Source organism: Micromonospora sp. NPDC023888, from assembly GCF_040639415.1.
GTDB lineage: Bacteria > Actinomycetota > Actinomycetes > Mycobacteriales > Micromonosporaceae > Micromonospora.
On record NZ_JBEZZW010000011.1, the window covers coordinates 84,189 to 102,554 of the forward strand.

The 18,366-nt window shown below is 72.5% G+C and carries 15 protein-coding genes; 6 read left to right on the forward strand and 9 right to left on the reverse strand.

The features are described from left to right. Positions 1-31: 31 nt before the first annotated feature. On the reverse strand, positions 32-247 hold the full coding sequence (locus AB0F61_RS12635) for a zinc ribbon domain-containing protein (RefSeq protein WP_357807825.1): 216 nt from the start codon (positions 245-247) through the stop codon (positions 32-34). 54 nt (positions 248-301) lie between these two features. Between AB0F61_RS12635 and AB0F61_RS12640 the strand changes: the two genes are divergently transcribed. The 3 genes from AB0F61_RS12640 (at position 302) to AB0F61_RS12650 (ending at position 6,460) form a co-directional block, all read left to right on the forward strand. Next, complete coding sequence (locus AB0F61_RS12640) at positions 302-1,999, forward strand: lytic murein transglycosylase (RefSeq protein ID WP_357807828.1); 1,698 nt, start codon at positions 302-304, stop codon at positions 1,997-1,999. Positions 2,000-2,071: 72 nt separating this feature from the next. Further along, a complete protein-coding gene (locus AB0F61_RS12645; protein ID WP_357808123.1) occupies positions 2,072-3,088 on the forward strand; it encodes a GNAT family N-acetyltransferase in 1,017 nt (338 codons plus the stop codon). A gap of 93 nt (positions 3,089-3,181) precedes the next feature. After that, positions 3,182-6,460 carry a lamin tail domain-containing protein gene (locus AB0F61_RS12650; protein ID WP_357807831.1) on the forward strand — a complete coding sequence of 1,093 codons (3,279 nt, stop codon included), beginning with the start codon at positions 3,182-3,184 and terminating at the stop codon, positions 6,458-6,460. Positions 6,461-6,525: 65 nt separating this feature from the next. Here AB0F61_RS12650 and AB0F61_RS12655 read toward each other — a convergent pair whose 3' ends face one another. From AB0F61_RS12655 to AB0F61_RS12680, 6 genes are all read right to left on the reverse strand, one after another. Next, entirely contained in the window at positions 6,526-7,041 is a 516-nt protein-coding gene (locus tag AB0F61_RS12655; protein ID WP_357807834.1) for a helix-turn-helix domain-containing protein, read from the reverse strand. A gap of 576 nt (positions 7,042-7,617) precedes the next feature. Next, positions 7,618-8,601 (reverse strand): porphobilinogen synthase, encoded by a 984-nt coding sequence (gene hemB / locus AB0F61_RS12660; RefSeq protein WP_357807836.1) that lies wholly within the window; start codon positions 8,599-8,601, stop codon positions 7,618-7,620. A 19-nt stretch (positions 8,602-8,620) separates the two neighbouring features. Beyond that, complete coding sequence (locus AB0F61_RS12665; RefSeq protein WP_357807839.1) at positions 8,621-10,201, reverse strand: uroporphyrinogen-III synthase; 1,581 nt, start codon at positions 10,199-10,201, stop codon at positions 8,621-8,623. Further along, positions 10,198-11,166, reverse strand: a complete 969-nt coding sequence (gene hemC / locus AB0F61_RS12670) for a hydroxymethylbilane synthase (protein WP_357807842.1) — start codon at positions 11,164-11,166, stop codon at positions 10,198-10,200. Before hemC ends, AB0F61_RS12665 begins: the two co-directional genes overlap by 4 nt. Beyond that, on the reverse strand, positions 11,163-12,560 hold the full coding sequence (locus tag AB0F61_RS12675; protein WP_357807845.1) for a glutamyl-tRNA reductase: 1,398 nt from the start codon (positions 12,558-12,560) through the stop codon (positions 11,163-11,165). The genes hemC and AB0F61_RS12675 overlap by 4 nt, the downstream gene beginning before the upstream one ends. Further along, on the reverse strand, positions 12,557-13,327 hold the full coding sequence (locus AB0F61_RS12680) for a redox-sensing transcriptional repressor Rex (protein WP_357807847.1): 771 nt from the start codon (positions 13,325-13,327) through the stop codon (positions 12,557-12,559). The genes AB0F61_RS12675 and AB0F61_RS12680 overlap by 4 nt, the downstream gene beginning before the upstream one ends. A 368-nt stretch (positions 13,328-13,695) precedes the next feature. On the opposite strand from AB0F61_RS12680, the gene AB0F61_RS12685 reads away from it, so the two are divergent. Both AB0F61_RS12685 and AB0F61_RS12690 read left to right on the forward strand, forming a co-directional pair. Then, the gene (locus AB0F61_RS12685) at positions 13,696-15,000 is read left to right on the forward strand and encodes a sensor histidine kinase (protein ID WP_357807849.1); all 1,305 of its coding nucleotides are present in this window, start codon (positions 13,696-13,698) and stop codon (positions 14,998-15,000) included. Positions 15,001-15,053: 53 nt separating this feature from the next. Further along, positions 15,054-15,707 (forward strand): response regulator transcription factor, encoded by a 654-nt coding sequence (locus tag AB0F61_RS12690; protein WP_357808126.1) that lies wholly within the window; start codon positions 15,054-15,056, stop codon positions 15,705-15,707. Here AB0F61_RS12690 and AB0F61_RS12695 read toward each other — a convergent pair. Continuing rightward, positions 15,688-16,350 carry an HAD hydrolase-like protein gene (locus AB0F61_RS12695; protein ID WP_357807852.1) on the reverse strand — a complete coding sequence of 221 codons (663 nt, stop codon included), beginning with the start codon at positions 16,348-16,350 and terminating at the stop codon, positions 15,688-15,690. The two genes, AB0F61_RS12690 and AB0F61_RS12695, sit on opposite strands and share 20 nt — an antisense overlap. A 20-nt stretch (positions 16,351-16,370) precedes the next feature. Continuing rightward, positions 16,371-16,625, reverse strand: a complete 255-nt coding sequence (locus AB0F61_RS12700; RefSeq protein ID WP_357253871.1) for a glutaredoxin family protein — start codon at positions 16,623-16,625, stop codon at positions 16,371-16,373. Between the two features lie 717 nt (positions 16,626-17,342). Between AB0F61_RS12700 and AB0F61_RS12705 the strand changes: the two genes are divergently transcribed. Next, positions 17,343-18,299: an ECF subfamily RNA polymerase sigma factor, BldN family gene (locus AB0F61_RS12705; RefSeq protein WP_357807855.1), complete on the forward strand. Its 957-nt coding sequence runs from the start codon at positions 17,343-17,345 to the stop codon at positions 18,297-18,299. Positions 18,300-18,366 lie beyond the last annotated feature (67 nt).

The following is an 18,366-nucleotide window of genomic DNA, read 5'->3' on the forward strand; positions in this document are numbered from 1 at the left end:
CAGCCCACCAGGTGGCGGTGAATTGGTCCGATCAGCAGCCGCAGGAGCCTCCGCAGCACCCACCACCGGCGGACGCCGGGGCGCCACCGGCGGCCCCACCCCGGCCGGTGACCGCGACCGCGGAGAGCAGCTTGACCGTGTCGGCGTGTCCCTGCGGGCAGGCGGCCGGGTCGGTGGCCGCCGCCATCGGACGGTTGACCTCGAAAGTGTCGCCGCAGGCGCGGCAGCGGAACTCGTACCGGGGCATGCGCCCAGGGTACGTGGATCTGGCGTTCGGCGGAGGATGGGTGATACTCGACGGGTGGTGGACGGCGAGGACGACACGCGTGTGCAACCGTTACGACCGGCCGCGCCGCTGGACGGGCCACTTGAAGGCTCGGGGGCCGCGCCCGACCCGGTACGCGCGGTGCCCCGCCCCCGCCGGCCCTGGCTGAGCGGCCGGAGCGGGGGTGCGCCGGCCACCACATCCAGCCGGACCGACGCCACCCCGACCGCTGCCGCCAAATCCGGCCCGGCCGACGTTGCCAAATCCGGCCCGGCCGATGCCGCCAAATCCGGCCCGGCCGTCGTTGGCGGGTCCGGCCCGGCCGACGCGATCAGGTCCGGATCGGCCGCGGGCGCGACCGGTGTCGGCACGAAGGACCCGGCCGAGCCCGATCCGGTCGCCGACGACAGCGCCGGCACGCGGGTAGCGGCCCTCAGGACCGACGGCCCGAAAGTCGAAGACCCGAAAGTCGAAGACCCGAAAACCGAAGACCCGACGGTCGCAGGCCCGAAGGTCGAAGACGCGAAGACCGGAGACGCGAAGGCGACCGGCAGCGCCACAGGTCCGGGCTCGCCGCGGTCGGCCACCGGGCCGAACGCCGACGCGCCGACTGGAGACGCGAAGACCGACACAACGCCCGGCGACGCCAAGACCGGCGTGCCGGTCGACGACGCGAAGACCGTCACAGTGGTCGCCGCGGATCCGGCGAAGACCAGTGTGGACGAACTGTCCGCCGTGCCGGCGGCCCGCACCGCCCGGCGACGGCGGGTGCAATTCGCGCACGCGCTGCGGGTGCCACCGCGCCAGGCAGCAGCCTCGGCCGCCCGTGCGACCCGAGCCTGGGCTCGCCGACCGAGTGGTCGGCTGACCCTGCCCGGCCTCTTCCTGCTGGCGCTTGTGGCCGCGACCGCGGCGGCGGGCGCCCTGCTCGTGCCGGCCACGATCCGCGCACCCCGCCCGGTCGCGGCAGACGCCTCCGGGACGCCCACCGTGCCGCCAGGGGCGCCGTCCCGCCTGCCCACCGGCCCACTGCCCAGCGGGCTGGGCCCCACCGGTCCGCTGCCCAGCGGCGGGCTCCCAAGCGGCGGGCTCCCGAGCGGCGGACTGCCCAGCGGCGGGCTCCCGAACGGCGGACTGCCCAGCGGGCCGGGGGTCGGAGGGCGACCGTCCGACGCCCTGGCTGGCTGGGCCCAGCAGGTCGGCGCCAAGGTGAATATTCCGGCCGTCGCCATGCAGGCGTACGGCTACGCCGAGCTGATGCTCGCCCAGACCAACCGGAGCTGCGCGCTGAGCTGGACCACGCTGGCCGCGATCGGGCAGGTCGAGTCGGGGCACGGCTCGGCCAACGGCGCGCGGTTGGGGCAGGACGGCAAGGCGCTACCGAAGATCATCGGGTTGCCGTTGGACGGCAACGGCGGCCGGATGCGGATCATCGACACCGACCGCGGGGTGCTCGACGGGGACATGACCCTCGACCGGGCGATCGGGCCGATGCAGTTCATCCCGACCACCTGGCAGGAGATCGGCGCGGACGCCGACAACGACGGGGTCAAGGACCCGCACGACCTGGACGACGCCGCCCTGGCAGCGGGAAACTACCTCTGCAAGGGTGGTCGCAACCTGAGCATCCCGGGCGACTGGTGGAACGCGATCCTGTCCTACAACGATGTACGGCGGTACGCCCAGGACGTCTACGACACCGCCAACCGGTACGGACGGGCCAGTCGCCTGTGAAGTGATCGTCTCGATACGTTGGAGAACTGGACACTTCCCCCGGGCCTCTGTTAGCGGCAAGCTAGACGGGTGATGGTGCGCGAGTGGGACCCGAGGACCGCGTCGTCCGCCGAGATCGCGTCGCTGCTGGTCACGCTGAACGCGGTGCTGGCGGCCGATCTGCCGCAGGATCCGCCGTGGCGGGAGACCTCACTGCGCGAATACCTCGCCGAGGTGATGCCCGGCGAACGCCGGATCTCCTGGATCGCCCAGGCCGAGCCGACCGGCCCCGGTGATCCGGGCGCGGTGCTCGGCCAGGTGCACGTGCTGCTCCTTGGCGACATCGGCGTGCTCGAGGTGCTGGTGCACCCGTCCGTGCGGCGCGGCGGCCTCGGGCGTGACCTGGTTCTGCGTGCCGCTCGCCGGGTCTACCAGGAGGGCTTCCGTTCGATCGGGGTCGAGGTGGTCGGCGACACGCCCTCGGTCGGGTTCTACGAGTCGCTCGGCTTCATCCGGGAGTACGTGGAGACGCGCAGCGTGCTCGACCTCACCTCGGTCGACTGGGCCGAGCTGACGCAGATGGCCACCGGCATCGCGGTGGGCTACCACCTGGAGTTCTACCCCGGCGGGCCACCGGACGACCTGATCGAGGCGTACGCGCGGGCGAAGGCCGAGGTGCGCGACGTCGACGACGGTGAGCTGCGCCCCAGCTCCTACGAGCCGGAGCGGCTGCGCGACAGCCTCGACACCCTGCACCGGCGGGGCATGAAACCGTACATCGTGCTCGCCCGGCACGAGCAAAGCGGCGAGGTGGCCGGCCTGACCGAGGTGGTGGTGCCCGCGCAGCACCCGACCCGCGCCGACCAGTACGACACGATCGTCGCGCAGGACCACCGGGGCTACGGCATCGACCGGGCGATCAAGGCCCGGATGCTGCTGGAGCTGCGCTCCGCCGAGCCGGAGCTGATCGAGGTGCAGACCTGGAACGCGCAGGCCAACGAGGCGATGCTGAAGGTCAACGCGGAGCTGGGCTACCGGCCCGACCGCGACTGGTGCGAATACAGCGTCGACGTCGCTGAGCTGGTGCACCGACTCGATCCGCCGCGCTGAGGGAATTCACGCAACTGTCCACTAGGGGATGGACGGTGGACCACCGCGCACCTTAACGTGCGTTGACCCCCATCCACCCATCGTGGAGGCCCTATGCGCCCGCGCCGCTCAATCGCCGCGCTCGCGACCGCCACCGCCGCCGTGACCATCACGGCGCTCGGCGTCGCACCCACCGCGGCCAGCGCCGCGCCCACCGACCTGTTCATCTCGGAGTACGTCGAAGGTTCGTCGAACAACAAGGCGATCGAGCTGTTCAACGGCACCGGCACCCCGGTCGACCTCGCCGCCGGCGGCTACCGGCTCCAGCTCTACTTCAACGGCTCGACCACGGCCACCACCATCGCGTTGGCCGGGAACGTGTCCGCCGGTGACGCGTTCGTGTTCGCCAGCGCCTCGGCCGGGGCCGCCATCCTCGCCCAGGCCGACCAGACCACCGGGGCCAGCCTGTTCAACGGTGACGACGCGATCGTGCTGCTCCGGGGCACCACGGTGCTCGACTCGATCGGGCAGGTGGGCGTCGACCCCGGCACCGAGTGGGGTGCGGGCGTCACCAGCACCGCGGACAACACGCTGCGCCGGCTGCCGACCGTGACGAGCGGCGACACCGACCCGACGGATGCGTTCGACCCCGCGGGCCAGTGGGCCGGCTTCCCGGTGGACACCTTCGACGGTCTCGGCACGCACACCGTGGACGGCGGCGGCCCGGTCGACGTCCCGGCCACGCTGACCTGCGGAGGCCCGCTGGTCACCAGCGCGGGTACGGCGGCGAGCCGGGAGGTCACCGCCACCGACCCCGATGACACGATCGTCGAGCTGGAGGTGACGTCGGTCAGCCCGACCCCGTCCACCGGCTCGATCACCCGCACCGCGTTCACTCCCGCCGACGGCATCGGCGGCACCGCCCGTGCCACGGTCGGCGCGAGCGCCGACCTCGCCGCCGGGGCGTACACCGTCACCCTCGCCGCGACCGACGCGGACGCCGGCACGGCCACCTGCGCGCTGGCCGTGCAGGTGACCCGGGAGCTGACCGTCGGCGAGGTGCAGGGTCCGACCACCGACACCGAGTCCGGCCCCGCCGACCGGTCGCCGTTGGCACCGGCGAGCGGCAACGGCACCAGCAGCAGCCTGTACGACGTGCGCGGCGTCATCACCCAGTTGACCCTGGCCCGCACGTCGGCCGGTGCGGAGCAGCACGGCTTCTTCCTGCAGAGCCGTAGCGGCGACACCGACGGCGACCCGACCAGTTCCGACGGCGTCTTCGTGTTCATGGGCGCGTTCACCTCGCTTGTCGGCGGCTACGTCCCGACGGTCGGCGACGAGGTCGTGCTGCGCGCCCGGGTGTCGGAGTACTACAACCTCACCCAGCTTTCCGGCGCGTCGTTGGTCCGCCGGATCGCCACCGGCCTGAACGTGGACACGACGGTCGCGGTGACCGACGCGGTGCCGCCGGTCGAGCTGACCGCCGCGCAACGCTTCTGGGAGCGGCACGAGGGTGCCCGGATGCGGGTACGCGCGGGCAGCGGCGCGGTGAGCGGACGGGACGTCTTCTCCTCCACCGCCGACGCCGAGCTGTGGGTGGTCGACCGGGACGACCCGCTGCTGGACCGCGCCGACCCGTACGCCCGGCGGGTCTTCCGGGACTCGCACCCGCTGGACAACGACCCGACGCGCCGCTTCGACGACGGCAACGGCCAGCGGACGCTGCTCGGCAGCATGGGTGTGAAGGCCACCGCCGGGGACAGCGCCGCGCTGCTCCCGCCGGCGCACACCTTCGACACCCTGCGCACGGACGCGGTGGGCGGGGTCTACTACTCGTTCGAGAAGTACGGCGTCCAGGTCGAGCGGGCGGAGTTCGCCGCCGGGGCCGACCCGTCGAAGAACAACCCGCCGAAGCCGGCCGACCGGTCGCAGGAGGTGGCCGTCGCCACCTACAACGTGGAGAACCTGTACGACTACCGGGACGACCCGTTCGACGGCTGTGACTTCACAGGTAACGCCGGTTGCCCGGGAGTCGACCCGCCGTTCGACTACGTGCCGACCAGCGAGGCGGACTACCAGCAGCAGCTCGGCGCGCTCGCCGACCAGATCGTCGAGGATCTGCACGCACCGGACCTGATCCTGGTGCAGGAAGCCGAGGACCAGGACATCTGCACGGTCTCCGGCACTGCGCTGAGCTGCGGCGACACCAACAACGCGGACGGCGCCCCGGACAGCATCCAGGAGTTGGCGCTCAGGGTGGCGGCGGTGGGCGGGCCGGCGTACGCCGCCGCCTATGACCGGACCGGCGCGGACGCCCGCGGGATCACCGCCGCCTTCCTGTACCGCACGGACCGGTTGTCGCTTGCGGCCGCGACGGCGAACGACCCGCTGCTGGGCTCGGCACCGACAGTCCAGTACCGCGCTGCCGGCCTGCCGGCCAACGCGGACGTGCAGAACCCGAAGGCCCTCAACGCGGTGCTGCCGGCGGACGTGGACACCTCGACCGGTCGGGACGGCAACAACGTCTTCACCCGCGCTCCCCAGTTGGGCAAGTTCAGCGTGGCGGCGTCGCCCGGTTCGACCGAGCGGTTCACCCTGTACGCGCTCAGCAACCACTACTCCTCGGGCCCGGACGGTCGGGTCGGGCAGCGGCGGGAGCAGGCGCGCTACGGCGCGGCGATCGTCACCGCGATCGAGGCGGCAGACCAGAGCGCCCGGGTGGTCTACGGCGGGGACCTGAACGTCTTCCCCCGCCCGGACGATCCCATCGCCACCGGCAGCCAGCCCACGCCATCGGACCAGCTCGCGCCGCTGTACGAGGCGGGCCTGCACAACCTGTGGGACAACCTGGTGGCGGACGTGCCGGCGTCGGCCTACTCGTACAGCTTCGAGGGGCAGGCGCAGACGCTCGACCACCTGTTCGTCAACGACGCGCTCTACGGCGACCTGGTGCAGGTGCGGGCGGCGCACATCAACGCCGACTGGCCGGCGGAGTTCACCGGCGACGGGTCGCGGGGTTCCAGCGACCACGACCCGCAGGTCGCCCGGTTCCGGTCCCGGGCGTCGTTGACCGTCGCCGACACGGCGGTGGCCGAGGGCAACCAGGGCAGCACGCAGCTCACCTTCACCGCCACGGTGTCCCGGCCGCTGTCCCAGCCGGTGCTGCTCTGCGCCACCACCGTCGGCCTCACGGCGCAGGGTGGTTCGGACTTCGACCCGTACGCCGGTTGCAAGGTGTTGGCCGCCGGGCAGACGTCGGTCGCCTTCCCGGTGGCCGTGCGTGGCGACCGTAAGCGGGAGGCCGACGAGAAGCTGACGCTGCTGGTGGCCGGCGTGCCCGGTCTGCGGCTGGCCGACCCGCTCGCGGTCGGCACGATCACCAACGACGACTGACGTCGCGCGCTCCCGGCGAGGCCCGCGGATCCGTTCCGGATCGGCGGGCCTCGCCCGTGTCCAGGTCAGACCACCCCGCGCGGGGGCCACGGCGGTCGGGGCAGGTGCCGATGTTGGGCCACCCGCACCTCCCACTGGCTACGGCGCCGCATCGCGTCCCGAACTGCCCGGTCGCGGTGGAACGTCTCGGGCGGGCGGGCCAGCCCGTAGATGTCCGCCCACCATTCGCCCAACTCGGGGTCGAGAATGGTGTCGAGGTGTGACGGGTAGCGACGCTCGGCGCCGTTGTACGTGTCCTGCCAGTCCTGCATCGGTTTGAGCACCCGGCCGAACTCGTCCACCACGGCCAACCGGCAGCCCACCACACCGATGATGCGCCGGAGCAGGACGATGCTCGGCACCATGCGGCCGGCCTCGATCCGGCCAATGGTGGCATGGTGCACACCCGCCCACCGGGCCAGCTCGCGCTGACTCAGGTCGGCGCGACGGCGGACCGCCCGGACGATACCGGCGGCCGGCCAGGGCGCGTCGGAAGGCTCGGTGAGCAGGACCGGCTCGGCTGAGGTTGACGAATCACTCATGCCGCCACCGTCCCGCCTGGTGGAGCTGGCCGCAATCCCGCTTGCCGAGCCTGTGGACAACCAGCTGACCTGTGGACATCTCCACGGCCCGGCGGATCACTTTCCGTGCTCGCGGCACCAATTACACGGCCACTACACCGCGTCACAGGGCTCTACGCTGCCCCGTCGAGCGGCCAGACCCGGCCAGACACACCACCGGACTGACCAGGGAAATCCTCATCCTCGCCGGCAGACACGCAACCCCCCGCCCGCCCCCTTTGCTCTGCAGTTCGATATGCGCCGAGAGCGGAGGGTGAGCGTCGCCGTCGTGGGTGCAGAGCAAAGGCGGGGAGGGGGGTGGTGACGGCTCGTCACGTGGTTACGCTCCGCGAGCCGTTATTGCCGGGCAGGTCCACACGTCCACAGGTCCGCGGGTCCACAGGTCCCCGGGTCGGTCGGTCCACGAGCCGGTAGGTCCGGGAAGCTCTACCGCGCCGCCCGGCGACGGGACACGCGGTCAGGAGGCGCCGGCCGTGCGCGAGCCGGTGCCTCCCCGCACGCTGGGAGGACAAGCGCGGCCAGGGTCGGACCTGGGGGTCAGTAGCGCTGGCGCAGCAGCCCGGCGGCCTCGACGGCCCAGTAGGTGAGGATGACCTGCGCGCCGGCCCGCTTGATCGAGGTGAGCGTCTCCATCATCACGCGCTCCCGGTCGATCCAGCCGTTCGCGGCGGCGGCCTCGACCATCGCGTACTCGCCGGAGACCTGGTAGGCGGCGACCGGGACGTCCACCGCGGCCCGCACCGCCGACACCACGTCGAGGTAGGGCAGCGCCGGCTTGACCATCACCAAGTCGGCACCCTCGGCGACGTCGAGCGCCACCTCGCGCAGCGACTCACGCAGATTGGCCGGGTCCTGCTGGTAGGTGCGCCGGTCGCCCTCAAGCGCCGACTCCACCGCCTCGCGGAACGGGCCGTAGAAGGCGGAGGCGTACTTCGCCGCGTACGCCAACACGGCCACGTCCTGGTAGCCGGCGGCGTCGAGAGCCTTGCGTACCACGCCGACCTGGCCGTCCATCATCCCGGACGGCCCGACCATGCCGACGCCGGCGGCGGCCTGGGCGACCGCCATCTCGGCGTACGCGGCCAGGGTGGAGTCGTTGTCGACCTCACCGTCGGGAGTGAGCAGCCCGCAGTGCCCGTGCGAGGTGAACTCGTCCAGGCACAGGTCGCTCATCACCACAGTGGCGTCGCCCACCTCGGCCACCACGTCGCGGATGGCGACGTTCAGGATGCCGTTCGGATCGATGCCGCCGGAGCCGGTCGGGTCCCGCCGTTCCGGCACGCCGAAGAGCATGATCCCGCCGACGCCGGCCTGGACCGCCTCGGCCGCCGCCTTGCGCAGCGAGTCCCGGGAGTGCTGGAGCACCCCCGGGAGCGACCCGATGGCGCGGGGCTCGGTCAGCCCCTCCTTGACGAACATCGGCACGACCAGCTCGGCCGGGTCGACCCGGGTCTCGGACACCAGCCGGCGGACCGCCGGGGTGCGGCGCAGCCGGCGGGGCCGGATCTCGGGGTACGACATGGCAGGCCTCCTCGAACGACTACCGGAAGCGCAGGGCGGTGGGGCCCTGCACCTTCGAGCCACGGCGCTGCTTGGCCGGCATGGCGGCCAGCTTCTCGCGCAGCTCGACGGCGTAGGCGGCGAGCGCCTCCACCAGGTCGGGCACCGAGGCGTGCGGCGGCTGGACGTCGACCCGCAGGCCGAACTCCGTCGCGGTCTCCGCCGTCTTGGGCCCAATGACGGCAACAACGGTCCGGGCGTGCGGCTTCCCGGCGATACCGACCAGGTTGCGCACGGTGGAGGACGAGGTGAAGAGCACCGCGTCGAACCCGCCCGACTTGATCGCGTCGCGGATCTCGGCGGGCGGCGGCGCGGCGCGCACCGTCCGGTACGCGGTCACGTCGTCGACCTCCCAGCCGCGCTCGGTGAGCCCGGCGGCGAGCGTCTCGGTGGCGATGTCGGCGCGCGGCAGCAGCACCCGGCCCACCGGGTCGAGGATCTCGTCGTGCGGGGAGAACTCGGCCAGCAGCCCTTCGGAGGACTGCTCCCCGGCGGGGATCAGCTCCGGCTGGATGCCGAACGCGCGCACGGCGTCCGCCGTGGCCTCACCGATGCAGGCGATCTTGACGCCGCCGAAGTGCCGGGCGTCGAGGCCGTGCTCGGCGAACTTCTCCCAGACCGCGCGGACCGCGTTCACCGACGTGAAGATCACCCAGGCGTACCGGCCGTCGACCAGGCCCTTGACCGCCCGCTCCATCTGCGCCGGAGTACGCGGCGGCTCGACCGCGATGGTCGGCACCTCACACGGGATCGCGCCGTACGCCCGCAGTCGCGCGCTCATCGCGCCGGCCTGCTCCTTCGTCCGGGGTACGAGCACCTTCCAGCCGTACAGCGGGCGGTTTTCCCACCAGCTCAGCTTGTCGCGCTGACCCACCCCGACACCGACGGTGAGCACCACCCGGCCGGTGAAGCCGAGCGCGGCGGCCACGAAGCTGTCCACCGTCGACGTGGTCGTGTACTGGGTCTCGCCGGTGCCGTCGCCGGTCACCCCGACGCCGGTGGTGCCGTCGACCCCGGCGGAGAGCAGCCCGTCCCGGACGGCGGCGAGGTCACCGGCGTCCACGGCCAGCGCGAGCGAACCCCGCCCGACGGCCGCGGCCAGCGCCTCGAAGTCCAGTGCGCTGACGTCCTCGACGTCGGCGGCGGTACGCACACCCGGCAGCGGAACACCCGCATAGGTGGCCACGCCCTCGGCCTGGCCGACACCGGGCACCACCTCGAAGTGGGCGGCGGTGCGGGCCACCGCCTGCACCTCCTTCACCACCGAGTCGTGGCCGAACGGGTCGCCGGCGACCAGGTGCACCGCGTTCAGCCCGGATCGGGCCGCGGAGATCAGCACCTTCGCCACGTCCCCCGGCGCGCCTTCGGCGGGGGTGAACTCGGCATCGTCCCTGGCATCGGCGCGAACGACGGCGAGCAACGACTCCGGGACTCCCCGGTCGTAGATCACCTGGTCGGCGTCGACCAGGGCGTCGTGGGCCCGACGGGTCAGCAGCCCTGGGTCACCGGGGCCAGCCCCGACGAACGCGATACGGCCGACGGGCTTACGGGTGCGGGTCATTCTGTGCTCCCAAATTGCTGGGTCCCCGGGCCGGTGTGTCCTTCGTGGCCGAGGATCGAGTCGGCGCCGAGGTCGAGGAGTTCGGCGGCGAGTGCCTTACCGATCTCCGCCGCGTCGGCGGGCGTTCCGGTGCGGGACAGCCGGAGGTCACGAGTGCCGTCCGGACTGATCACCGCCCCGCGCAGGTAGATCTCATCGCCGGTATCGCCCTCGGCGACTTCCGCATAGGCGGCGACGGGTGCGCTGCACCCGGCCTCCAGGGTTGCCAGCAACGCGCGTTCCGCGGTGACCGCGGCGTGCGACGCTGCGTGGTCCAGCACCGCGAGCAGCTCGACCAGGTCCTGGTCGTCGACCCGGCACTCCACGGCCAACGCGCCCTGGGCGGGCGCGGGCAGCATGAGCATCGGGTCCAGCGTCTCGGTGATGACGTCGGCCCGACCGAGCCGGGCCAGCCCGGCCCGAGCCACGACGACGGCGTCGAGGTCGGCCTCGGGGCCGAGCACCCGACCCAGGCGGGTGTCCACGTTTCCGCGGATCGGGGTGACCTCCAGTTGCAGGCCGAGCGCGTGCAACTGGGCGATCCGGCGCAGCGCGCCGGTGCCCACGGTGGCCCCGGGCGGCAGCTCGGCGAGCGTCCGGCCGCCCTGGGCGACAAGCGCGTCGCGCGGGTCCTGTCGGGCCGGCACCGCCGCGATGTGCAGCCCACCGGCGGCTGCCGTGGGCAGATCCTTGTAGGAGTGCACCGCGAAGTCGATGGTCCTGGCGGTCAGCGCGTCGCGCAGCGCGGAGACGAACACCCCGACACCGAGCCGGTGCACCGGCGCGTGGGAGCGGTCGCCGGCGGTGACCACCTCGACCAGCTCGACCGGACGGCCGGTGGCGGCGGTCAGCGCCTCGGCGATCTGGCCGGACTGGGCCATCGCCAGGGCGCTGCCCCGGGTGCCGAGGCGCAGGGGGGCGGTCATCGCGCACCTCCGGTGGGTGGGGTGGGCTCGGCGGCGTCGGCTCCGGACACCGGGTCGATGCCGGGCAGCGCCATGCCGAGGTCGGCGGCCAGCACGTCCGGGACGGTGTCCACCGGAGAGGTCTGCGGCACCTCCAGGTCGAACAGCTCGCGCAGCAGGGCCGCGTACTGGTCGCCGCCGGGCTCCGCGGCCAACTGGCGGACCTTGACGGTGGGCTGGTGCAGCAGCCGCTGCACGACCCGGTGCACGGTGCGGGCCACCTCGGCGCGCAGGTCGTCGCCGAGGTCGGGGCGACGCTGGGCGAGCCGGCGCAGCTCGGCGGTGACCACGTCGTCGGCCCGGCCGCGCAGCGCGGCCACGGTGGGTGCCACGTCGGCGCCGCGCAGCCAGGTGAGGAAGCTCTCCACCTCGCTCAGCACGATCCGTTCGACGGCTGCGGCGTCCGCGGCGGCCGGACCGTCGGCGAGCAACGCCGCCATCCGGTCGATGTCGATCACCTCGACGCCGGGCAGGTCGGTGACGCCGTCCTCGACGTCGCGCGGGACGGCCAGGTCGAGCAGGACCAGCGGACCCCGGAGAGGATCCCGTTCGGCAAGCGCCGCGCTGACCACCGCCCGGGTGAGGACCGGTTCAGTGGACGCGGTGGCGGCCACTACGATGTCCACTGTGGAAAGAGTGTCGGCCAGCTCGGTCATCGGCGCGGCACTCGCCCCGTACGACTCGGCGAGCCGGACGGCCCGGTCGGCGCCCCGGTTGCTGACGGTGAGCGGGCCGGCGCCCAGCCGGGACAACGTGGCCACCCCGAGTGAGCCCATCGCGCCGGCGCCGACCACCAGGGCCGGGCGACCGGCGAGGTCGCCGTCGAGGTGCCCGGCGGCCAGCTCCAGCGCGGCGGTGACGACGCTCTGGCCGGCGCGGTCGATGCCGGTCTCGGCGTGGGCCCGCTTGCCGACCCGCAGCGCCTGCTGCATCAGCTCGTGCAGCAGACGGCCGGCGGAGTCGGCGCCGGTGGCCCAGTGGTACGCGTCGCGGAGCTGGCCGAGGATCTGCGCCTCGCCGACCACCATCGAGTCCAGACCGGTGGCGACCCGGAACACGTGGTCCACGGCAGCGGTGTCGTAGTGCACGTACAGGTGGCTGGCGAGCGCCGCCGGCGAGCTGCCGGCCTGCTCGGCCAGGACGGCGCACACGTCGCCGAGCCCGCCGTGGAAACCGGACACGGCGGCGTAGACCTCCACCCGGTTGCAGGTAGAGACGATCACCGCCTCGGCCACGTAGGGCTGGGCGACCAGGCGGTCCAGGGTGCGGGTGAGGTCGGCGGGAGGCACGGCCAGTTGTTCCAGCGTGGCGACCGGGGCGGTCCGGTAGGACGCGCCGACGACGAGCAGTTTCACGTGCCGATCGCCTCCTGGGTGTCGGTGGCCGCGAACCCGCCAGGCAGGGCCGTGAGAGCGGACCCGCCGGTGGCGGGCAGCGCGGTCAGCGACGCCTTGCGGTGCTCGTGGAAGGACAGGATCTGCAGCTCGATGGCGAGATCGACCTTGCGCACGTCGACCCCCTCCGGCACCGAGAGTACGCACGGCGCGAAGTTGAGGATGCTCGTCACGCCGACGGCGACCAACTGGTCGGCGACCTGCTGGGCGGCGGCGGCCGGAGTGGCGATCACGCCGATCGCGAGGGATTCCTCCGCGGCGACCGTCGCCAGCTCGTCGACATGCCTGACTACCAGGCCGTTGATCTCCTCACCGACGCGGGAGGGATCGGCGTCGAGCAGTGCGGCGATCCGGAAGCCCCGGCCCGCGAAGCCGTCGTAGCCGGCCAGAGCGTGACCGAGATTACCCACGCCGACCAGGGCGACCGCCCGCCGTTGGGTGAGCCCGAGCACATTCTCGATCTGCTCGATCAGCAGCGCGACGTCGTAGCCGACTCCCCGGGTGCCGTACGAGCCGAGGTGGGAGAGGTCCTTGCGAAGCTTGGCGGAGTTGACGCCAGCGGCGGCAGAGAGCTCCTCGCTGGAGACCGTCTCGTGCCCGGTGTCGGCGAGGTTGTGCAGCGCGCGCAGGTATTCCGGGAGCCGAGCGACGGTGGCCTCGGGCAGATCCGGGAGCGCTGGTACGGCACCGGCGCGGCCGGGCGCGCCTGGGTGACGGTGCTGACTCATGAGACTCCGTGCGGTGCGATCCTCGGCCAACTCCGCTGGTCGGCCGCTTATGGACTCCCGCTGGCGACCGAGGTTGCCGGCTGTGCTAGCAGGGCGCGTCGGAGTCACAGAGTAGGCGCTTGTGAAGACGTGCACAAATCGCGATCTTGTCGCTGCGCGCCGCGACTCCACAAGCACCCCTATTCCGCAAGATCGATTTAGCGACTTCCGCCCGCGCCGCCCGGCCGATTATTGCTCAATCCCGACTTCTCTGACCAATCCCGCGCTGAGCCTCACAGAGCCGTTCCGCAGGTGGTAGGGGCAGCACTACGGGGGAGAGGCAGGGCTTCGGGATGGGGACCGGAAGCTGGAATGCCTAGCCTTTTCCCATGACCGCCGTTGCCGCCACCAGCGACCAACCGACGCTGGCACCGAGCATTCCCCGCCAACTCTTCGTCGACTCCGGTTACGTGCTGCTCGGTCTGCCCCTGGCGGTGGCCAGTTTCGTCGTCCTCATCCTCGGCACCGCTGTCGGCATCGGCCTGGTGGTGACGGTGATCGGTCTGCCGATCCTCAGCGGCACCCTGTACGCCGCCCGTGGGCTGGCCGACATCGAACGGCTACGGCTGCCCGCGGTGCTCCGGCAGCCCCGGATCCGGCCGCACTACCGGCTGCCCGAGGCGGGCGCGAACGCGTGGCGGCGGATCTTCGTACCGATGCGGGACGCCCAGTCCTGGCTCGACCTGGCCCACGGCATTCTGCGGCTGATCGCGGCGGGCGGCACCTTCCTGGTCGCCGTGGTCTGGTGGGCCGGAGCGATCGCCGGCTCGCTGTACTGGGCCTACGACTGGGCCCTGCCCCGAGCCGACGGCGAGGGCGACGAGGACCTGGCCCAACTGCTCGGCCTCGGCGACTCGACCACCGCCCGAATCGGCCTGAACACCGCGATCGGGGTGTTCTTCCTGATCACCCTGCCGATCGTGGTCCGGGGTTGCGCGCTGCTGCAGGCCAGCTTCGCCAAGGCCATGCTGACCGGGGTGGCCGAGATGCGCGACCGGATCACCGTGCTGGAGGAGCAGAAACGGGCCGCCGTGTCCGCCGAGGCGTCCGCGCTGCGCCGGTTGGAACGCGACATCCACGACGGCCCGCAGCAGCGCCTGGTCCGCCTGGCCATGGACCTCAGCCGGGCCCGGATGCAGCTCGCCTCCGACCCGGAGGCCGCCGGCCGGACCATCGACGAGGCGGTCACCCAGACCCGGGACACACTTGCCGAGCTGCGGGCGCTGTCCCGGGGCATCGCCCCGCCGATCCTTGTCGACCGGGGCCTGCCCAGCGCCCTGGCCGCGATCGCCGGGCGCGGGCTGATCCCGATCGAGCTCCAGGTGGATCCGCAGCTCGGCACGCCCGGCGGGCGGCTCGACCCGGCGGTGGAGAACACCGCGTACTTCGTGGTCTCCGAGGCGCTGACGAACGTCGCCAAGCACGCCCGGGCCACCGAGGCCGTGGTGGCCGTCGCCCGGCAGGGCGCCCACCTCCAGGTGCGGGTGGGCGACGACGGGCAGGGTGGCGCACACCTGGCCAAGGGGCACGGGCTGGCCGGCATCGCCGACCGGGTCCGGGCCGCCGGCGGTGAACTGATGGTGGTCAGCCCGGCCGGCGGCCCCACCGAGATCCGCGCTGAGCTCCCGCTGTGATCAGTCCCGCGCCACACCCCCACGACGGTCCGGACGTGGTAGACAACACAGCCATGCGCATCGTGATCGCCGACGACGCCGTCCTGCTCCGGGAGGGGCTGGTCCGGCTACTGACCGAGAGTGGGCACCAGGTGGTGGCTGCCGTCGGGGACGGCGACGCGCTTGTCGAGGCGGTGGTGGCGCACCAGCCGGACGTGTCGATCGTCGACGTCCGGATGCCGCCGTCCCACACCGACGAGGGGCTCCGGGCGGCGGTGGAGGCGCGCCGGTTGGTGCCGCGTACCCCGATCCTGGTGCTCTCCCAGTACGTCGAGGTCTCGTACGCCGATGATCTGCTGGCCACCACCGGCGGTGCCGGCGGCGGCATCGGCTACCTGCTCAAGGACCGGGTGGCCGCGATCGACGAGTTCCTGGACGCGCTACGCCGGGTGGCGGCCGGCGGCACGGTGCTCGACCCGGAGGTGGTCGGCCAGCTCTTCGCCCGACGCCGCCGGGACGACCCGCTGCGCGAGCTGACCCCCCGCGAGCGCGAGGTGCTGGCCCTGATGGCCGAGGGACGCTCGAACACCGCCATCGCCCGCGCCCTGGTGGTCAGCGACGGCGCGGTGGAGAAGCACGTGCGCAACATCTTCACCAAGCTCACCCTGCCGCCAGACACCGAGCAGCACCGGCGGGTGCTGGCCGTCCTCACCTACCTGCGGAACTGACCTCGCGCGCCAGGTCGACCGCGTCGACGAGGGTGTCGGCCACCGGGTGACCTGAGGCGCGCAGCCGGGCCGGGTCGGTGAACCCGCCGGTGTAGAGAACGGCACGGCCGCCCACCGCGAGCGCTGCGTCCGCGTCGTCGATGGAGTCGCCGATCAGCACCACCGAGGTGCCCTCCACCCCCAGCTCGGCCAGGTGCAGTTTGAGCGACTCGGCCTTGCGGTCGCCGCCGACTGCGGCCCGCAGCCCGTCGACGCGGGTGAAGTGGCCGGTCAACCCGTAGGTGTGCACGGTCGGCACCAGCTCCTCGTGGAACCACATGGAGAGCAGGCTCTGGCTGCCCGGCCAGGCGGCCATCGCGGTACGCGCGTCGGCGGCCAGCTCGCAGGTGGTCAAGCCGGTGCGGTACGCCTCGTGGAAGATCCGGTCCAGCCGGCCGAACTCGTCGTCGTCGACGGCCTGCCCGAGGACCTCGGCGTAGTACTCGGCGATCGGCCGACGGAACCGCACCCGGTGCTCGTCGAGGGTGACAGTCGGCCCGCCAAGACTCGTGAACACGACGTTGGTGGCGGACACCACCAGACTGAGGTCGTTGAGCAGGGTGCCGTTCCAGTCCCAGACGAGGTGGGGGTGTGCAGGGGTCATCGGTGCACCATAGGCACCGCTCAGAGCTGTGGTGTGGTCAGGTCCCGCAGCAGCCGGTCCTCCTCGACCCGCCAGTAGCCGTGCTCCTTGCCGTCGAGCAGCACCACCGGCAGTCGGTCTCCGTACTCCCGCTCCAGCCCTTCGTCGTCGGTGACGTCCCACTCGACCCACTTGTCGCCGGTGACCGCCACCACCCGGTCGAGTGCCGCCTTGGCGTCGTCGCACAGGTGGCAGCCGGGTCGGGTGATCAGGGCGAGCCGGGCGTCACTGGACATCGGTTACCTCCGTAGGGGTTTCGGCGCTCGCCGGCAGGTCGATCGGCACCGTCACCGGTCGCGCCAGCGCCGCCACCACGTACGCCGCACAGTCTCGCCGGTTCGCGGGCACGGCACACCCGGTACCGCCGACTCGGCCCGCGTGGTGATCAAGTCTGGCACAGCGGCCGACGACCGGGCCACGACCGTGCTCGGGCCGCCCGACCGGGCAGTCCCGTTGACGGGACTGACCGGTGTGCCATGGGTGCTCCGATCAAGTCCCGCCCATGGGATGGGTGGTGCCGTCCGCAGACGTTTCGGCCACGCCGGCGCGGCCGCCCGAGGCGAAGGGGTCAGCCGAACGGGCAACCTGCCCCGACCAGGGCATCCACCGCGGAACACCGGGTCGACGGAAAGTCAATCGCACACGACGGACAACCGGTCCGCCGCTGGTGCGACGGAGCGGGAAATACTTCCGCCTTGTGTAACGGACTTGCCACGCGCGGGTGACGTTGGCCCTATCATCACTCGGGTCGGCTCACCCCATTTGCCGTGAGTCGACACCCCTCAGCCCGAGGAGGCCCCCGTGCCTGTTAGCGCATTGGACCAGCACCTCCAGGGGATTTGCCGCCCATCGGCAACCCCCGCGACCGTCCTGCCCGACCGGCTGCCCGGTCGGTCCGCCCCAACGACGCACAGACCGGCCCATCCGGCGACCGACGGGACGGGGGCAACCCGGTGACCACCTTCGGTTACGCGGAACGCCCGGTCGGCCTGACCGGTCAGCCGGCACGCTCGCACGTCAACGAGAGACCGACGGCCCGCGCCCCACTTGACGAACCACACGGCGCCGCCGTACGGGGCGACGGCGCGGCCCAACGCACCCGCAGCCGGCCACACCACAACGAGCCGCCGCCGCGGCCCGTGGTGCCCGGCGGAAACGCGCGGCCAGCCGGCGGCCGGGTCGCCGTTCCGGCCCGACCGACCATGCCGGCGCAGGGCCGCCGGGTCAGCGAAACACCGACGGTGACCGCCGATGCGGCGGCGGGCGAGACGGCGGTGATCCCGGCGGTGCCGGCCACCACCGCAACGACCCCGACCGGCTTCCCGAGCCGCCCGGACCCATCCGACCCGGCCACCGAGGTCTGGACGCTCATCGAGCGCGCCCAGGCCGGCGAGTCCGAGGCGTTCGGCCTGATCTACGACCGGTATGTGGACACCGTCTTCCGGTTCATCTACTTCCGGGTCGGCAACCGCCAACTCGCCGAGGATCTCACCTCGGACACCTTCCTGCGCGCGCTCAAGCGGATCGGCAGCTTCACCTGGCAGGGCCGCGACCTCGGCGCCTGGCTGGTGACGATCGCCCGCAACCTGGTCGCTGACCACTTCAAGTCGGGCCGGTACCGGCTGGAGGTCACCACCGGTGACGTGCTCGACGCCGATCGGGAGGACCGGGGCCCGGAGGGCAGCCCGGAGGCGGCAGTGGTGGAACACATCACCAACGTCGCTCTGCTCACCGCCGTCAAGCAGCTCAACCCGGAGCAGCAGGAGTGCATCGTGCTCCGCTTCCTCCAGGGCTTCTCGGTCGCCGAGACGGCCCGTGCGATGGGCAAGAACGAGGGCGCCATCAAGGCCCTCCAGTACCGGGCCGTTCGCGCCCTCGCCCGACTGCTCCCGGACGGCTTCCAGCCGTAGTTTGTGACGGCGGGACCGATGGGCGTCGATCGACGTCCGTGCAGCTCAAGGTCGGTCCCGCCCGGTG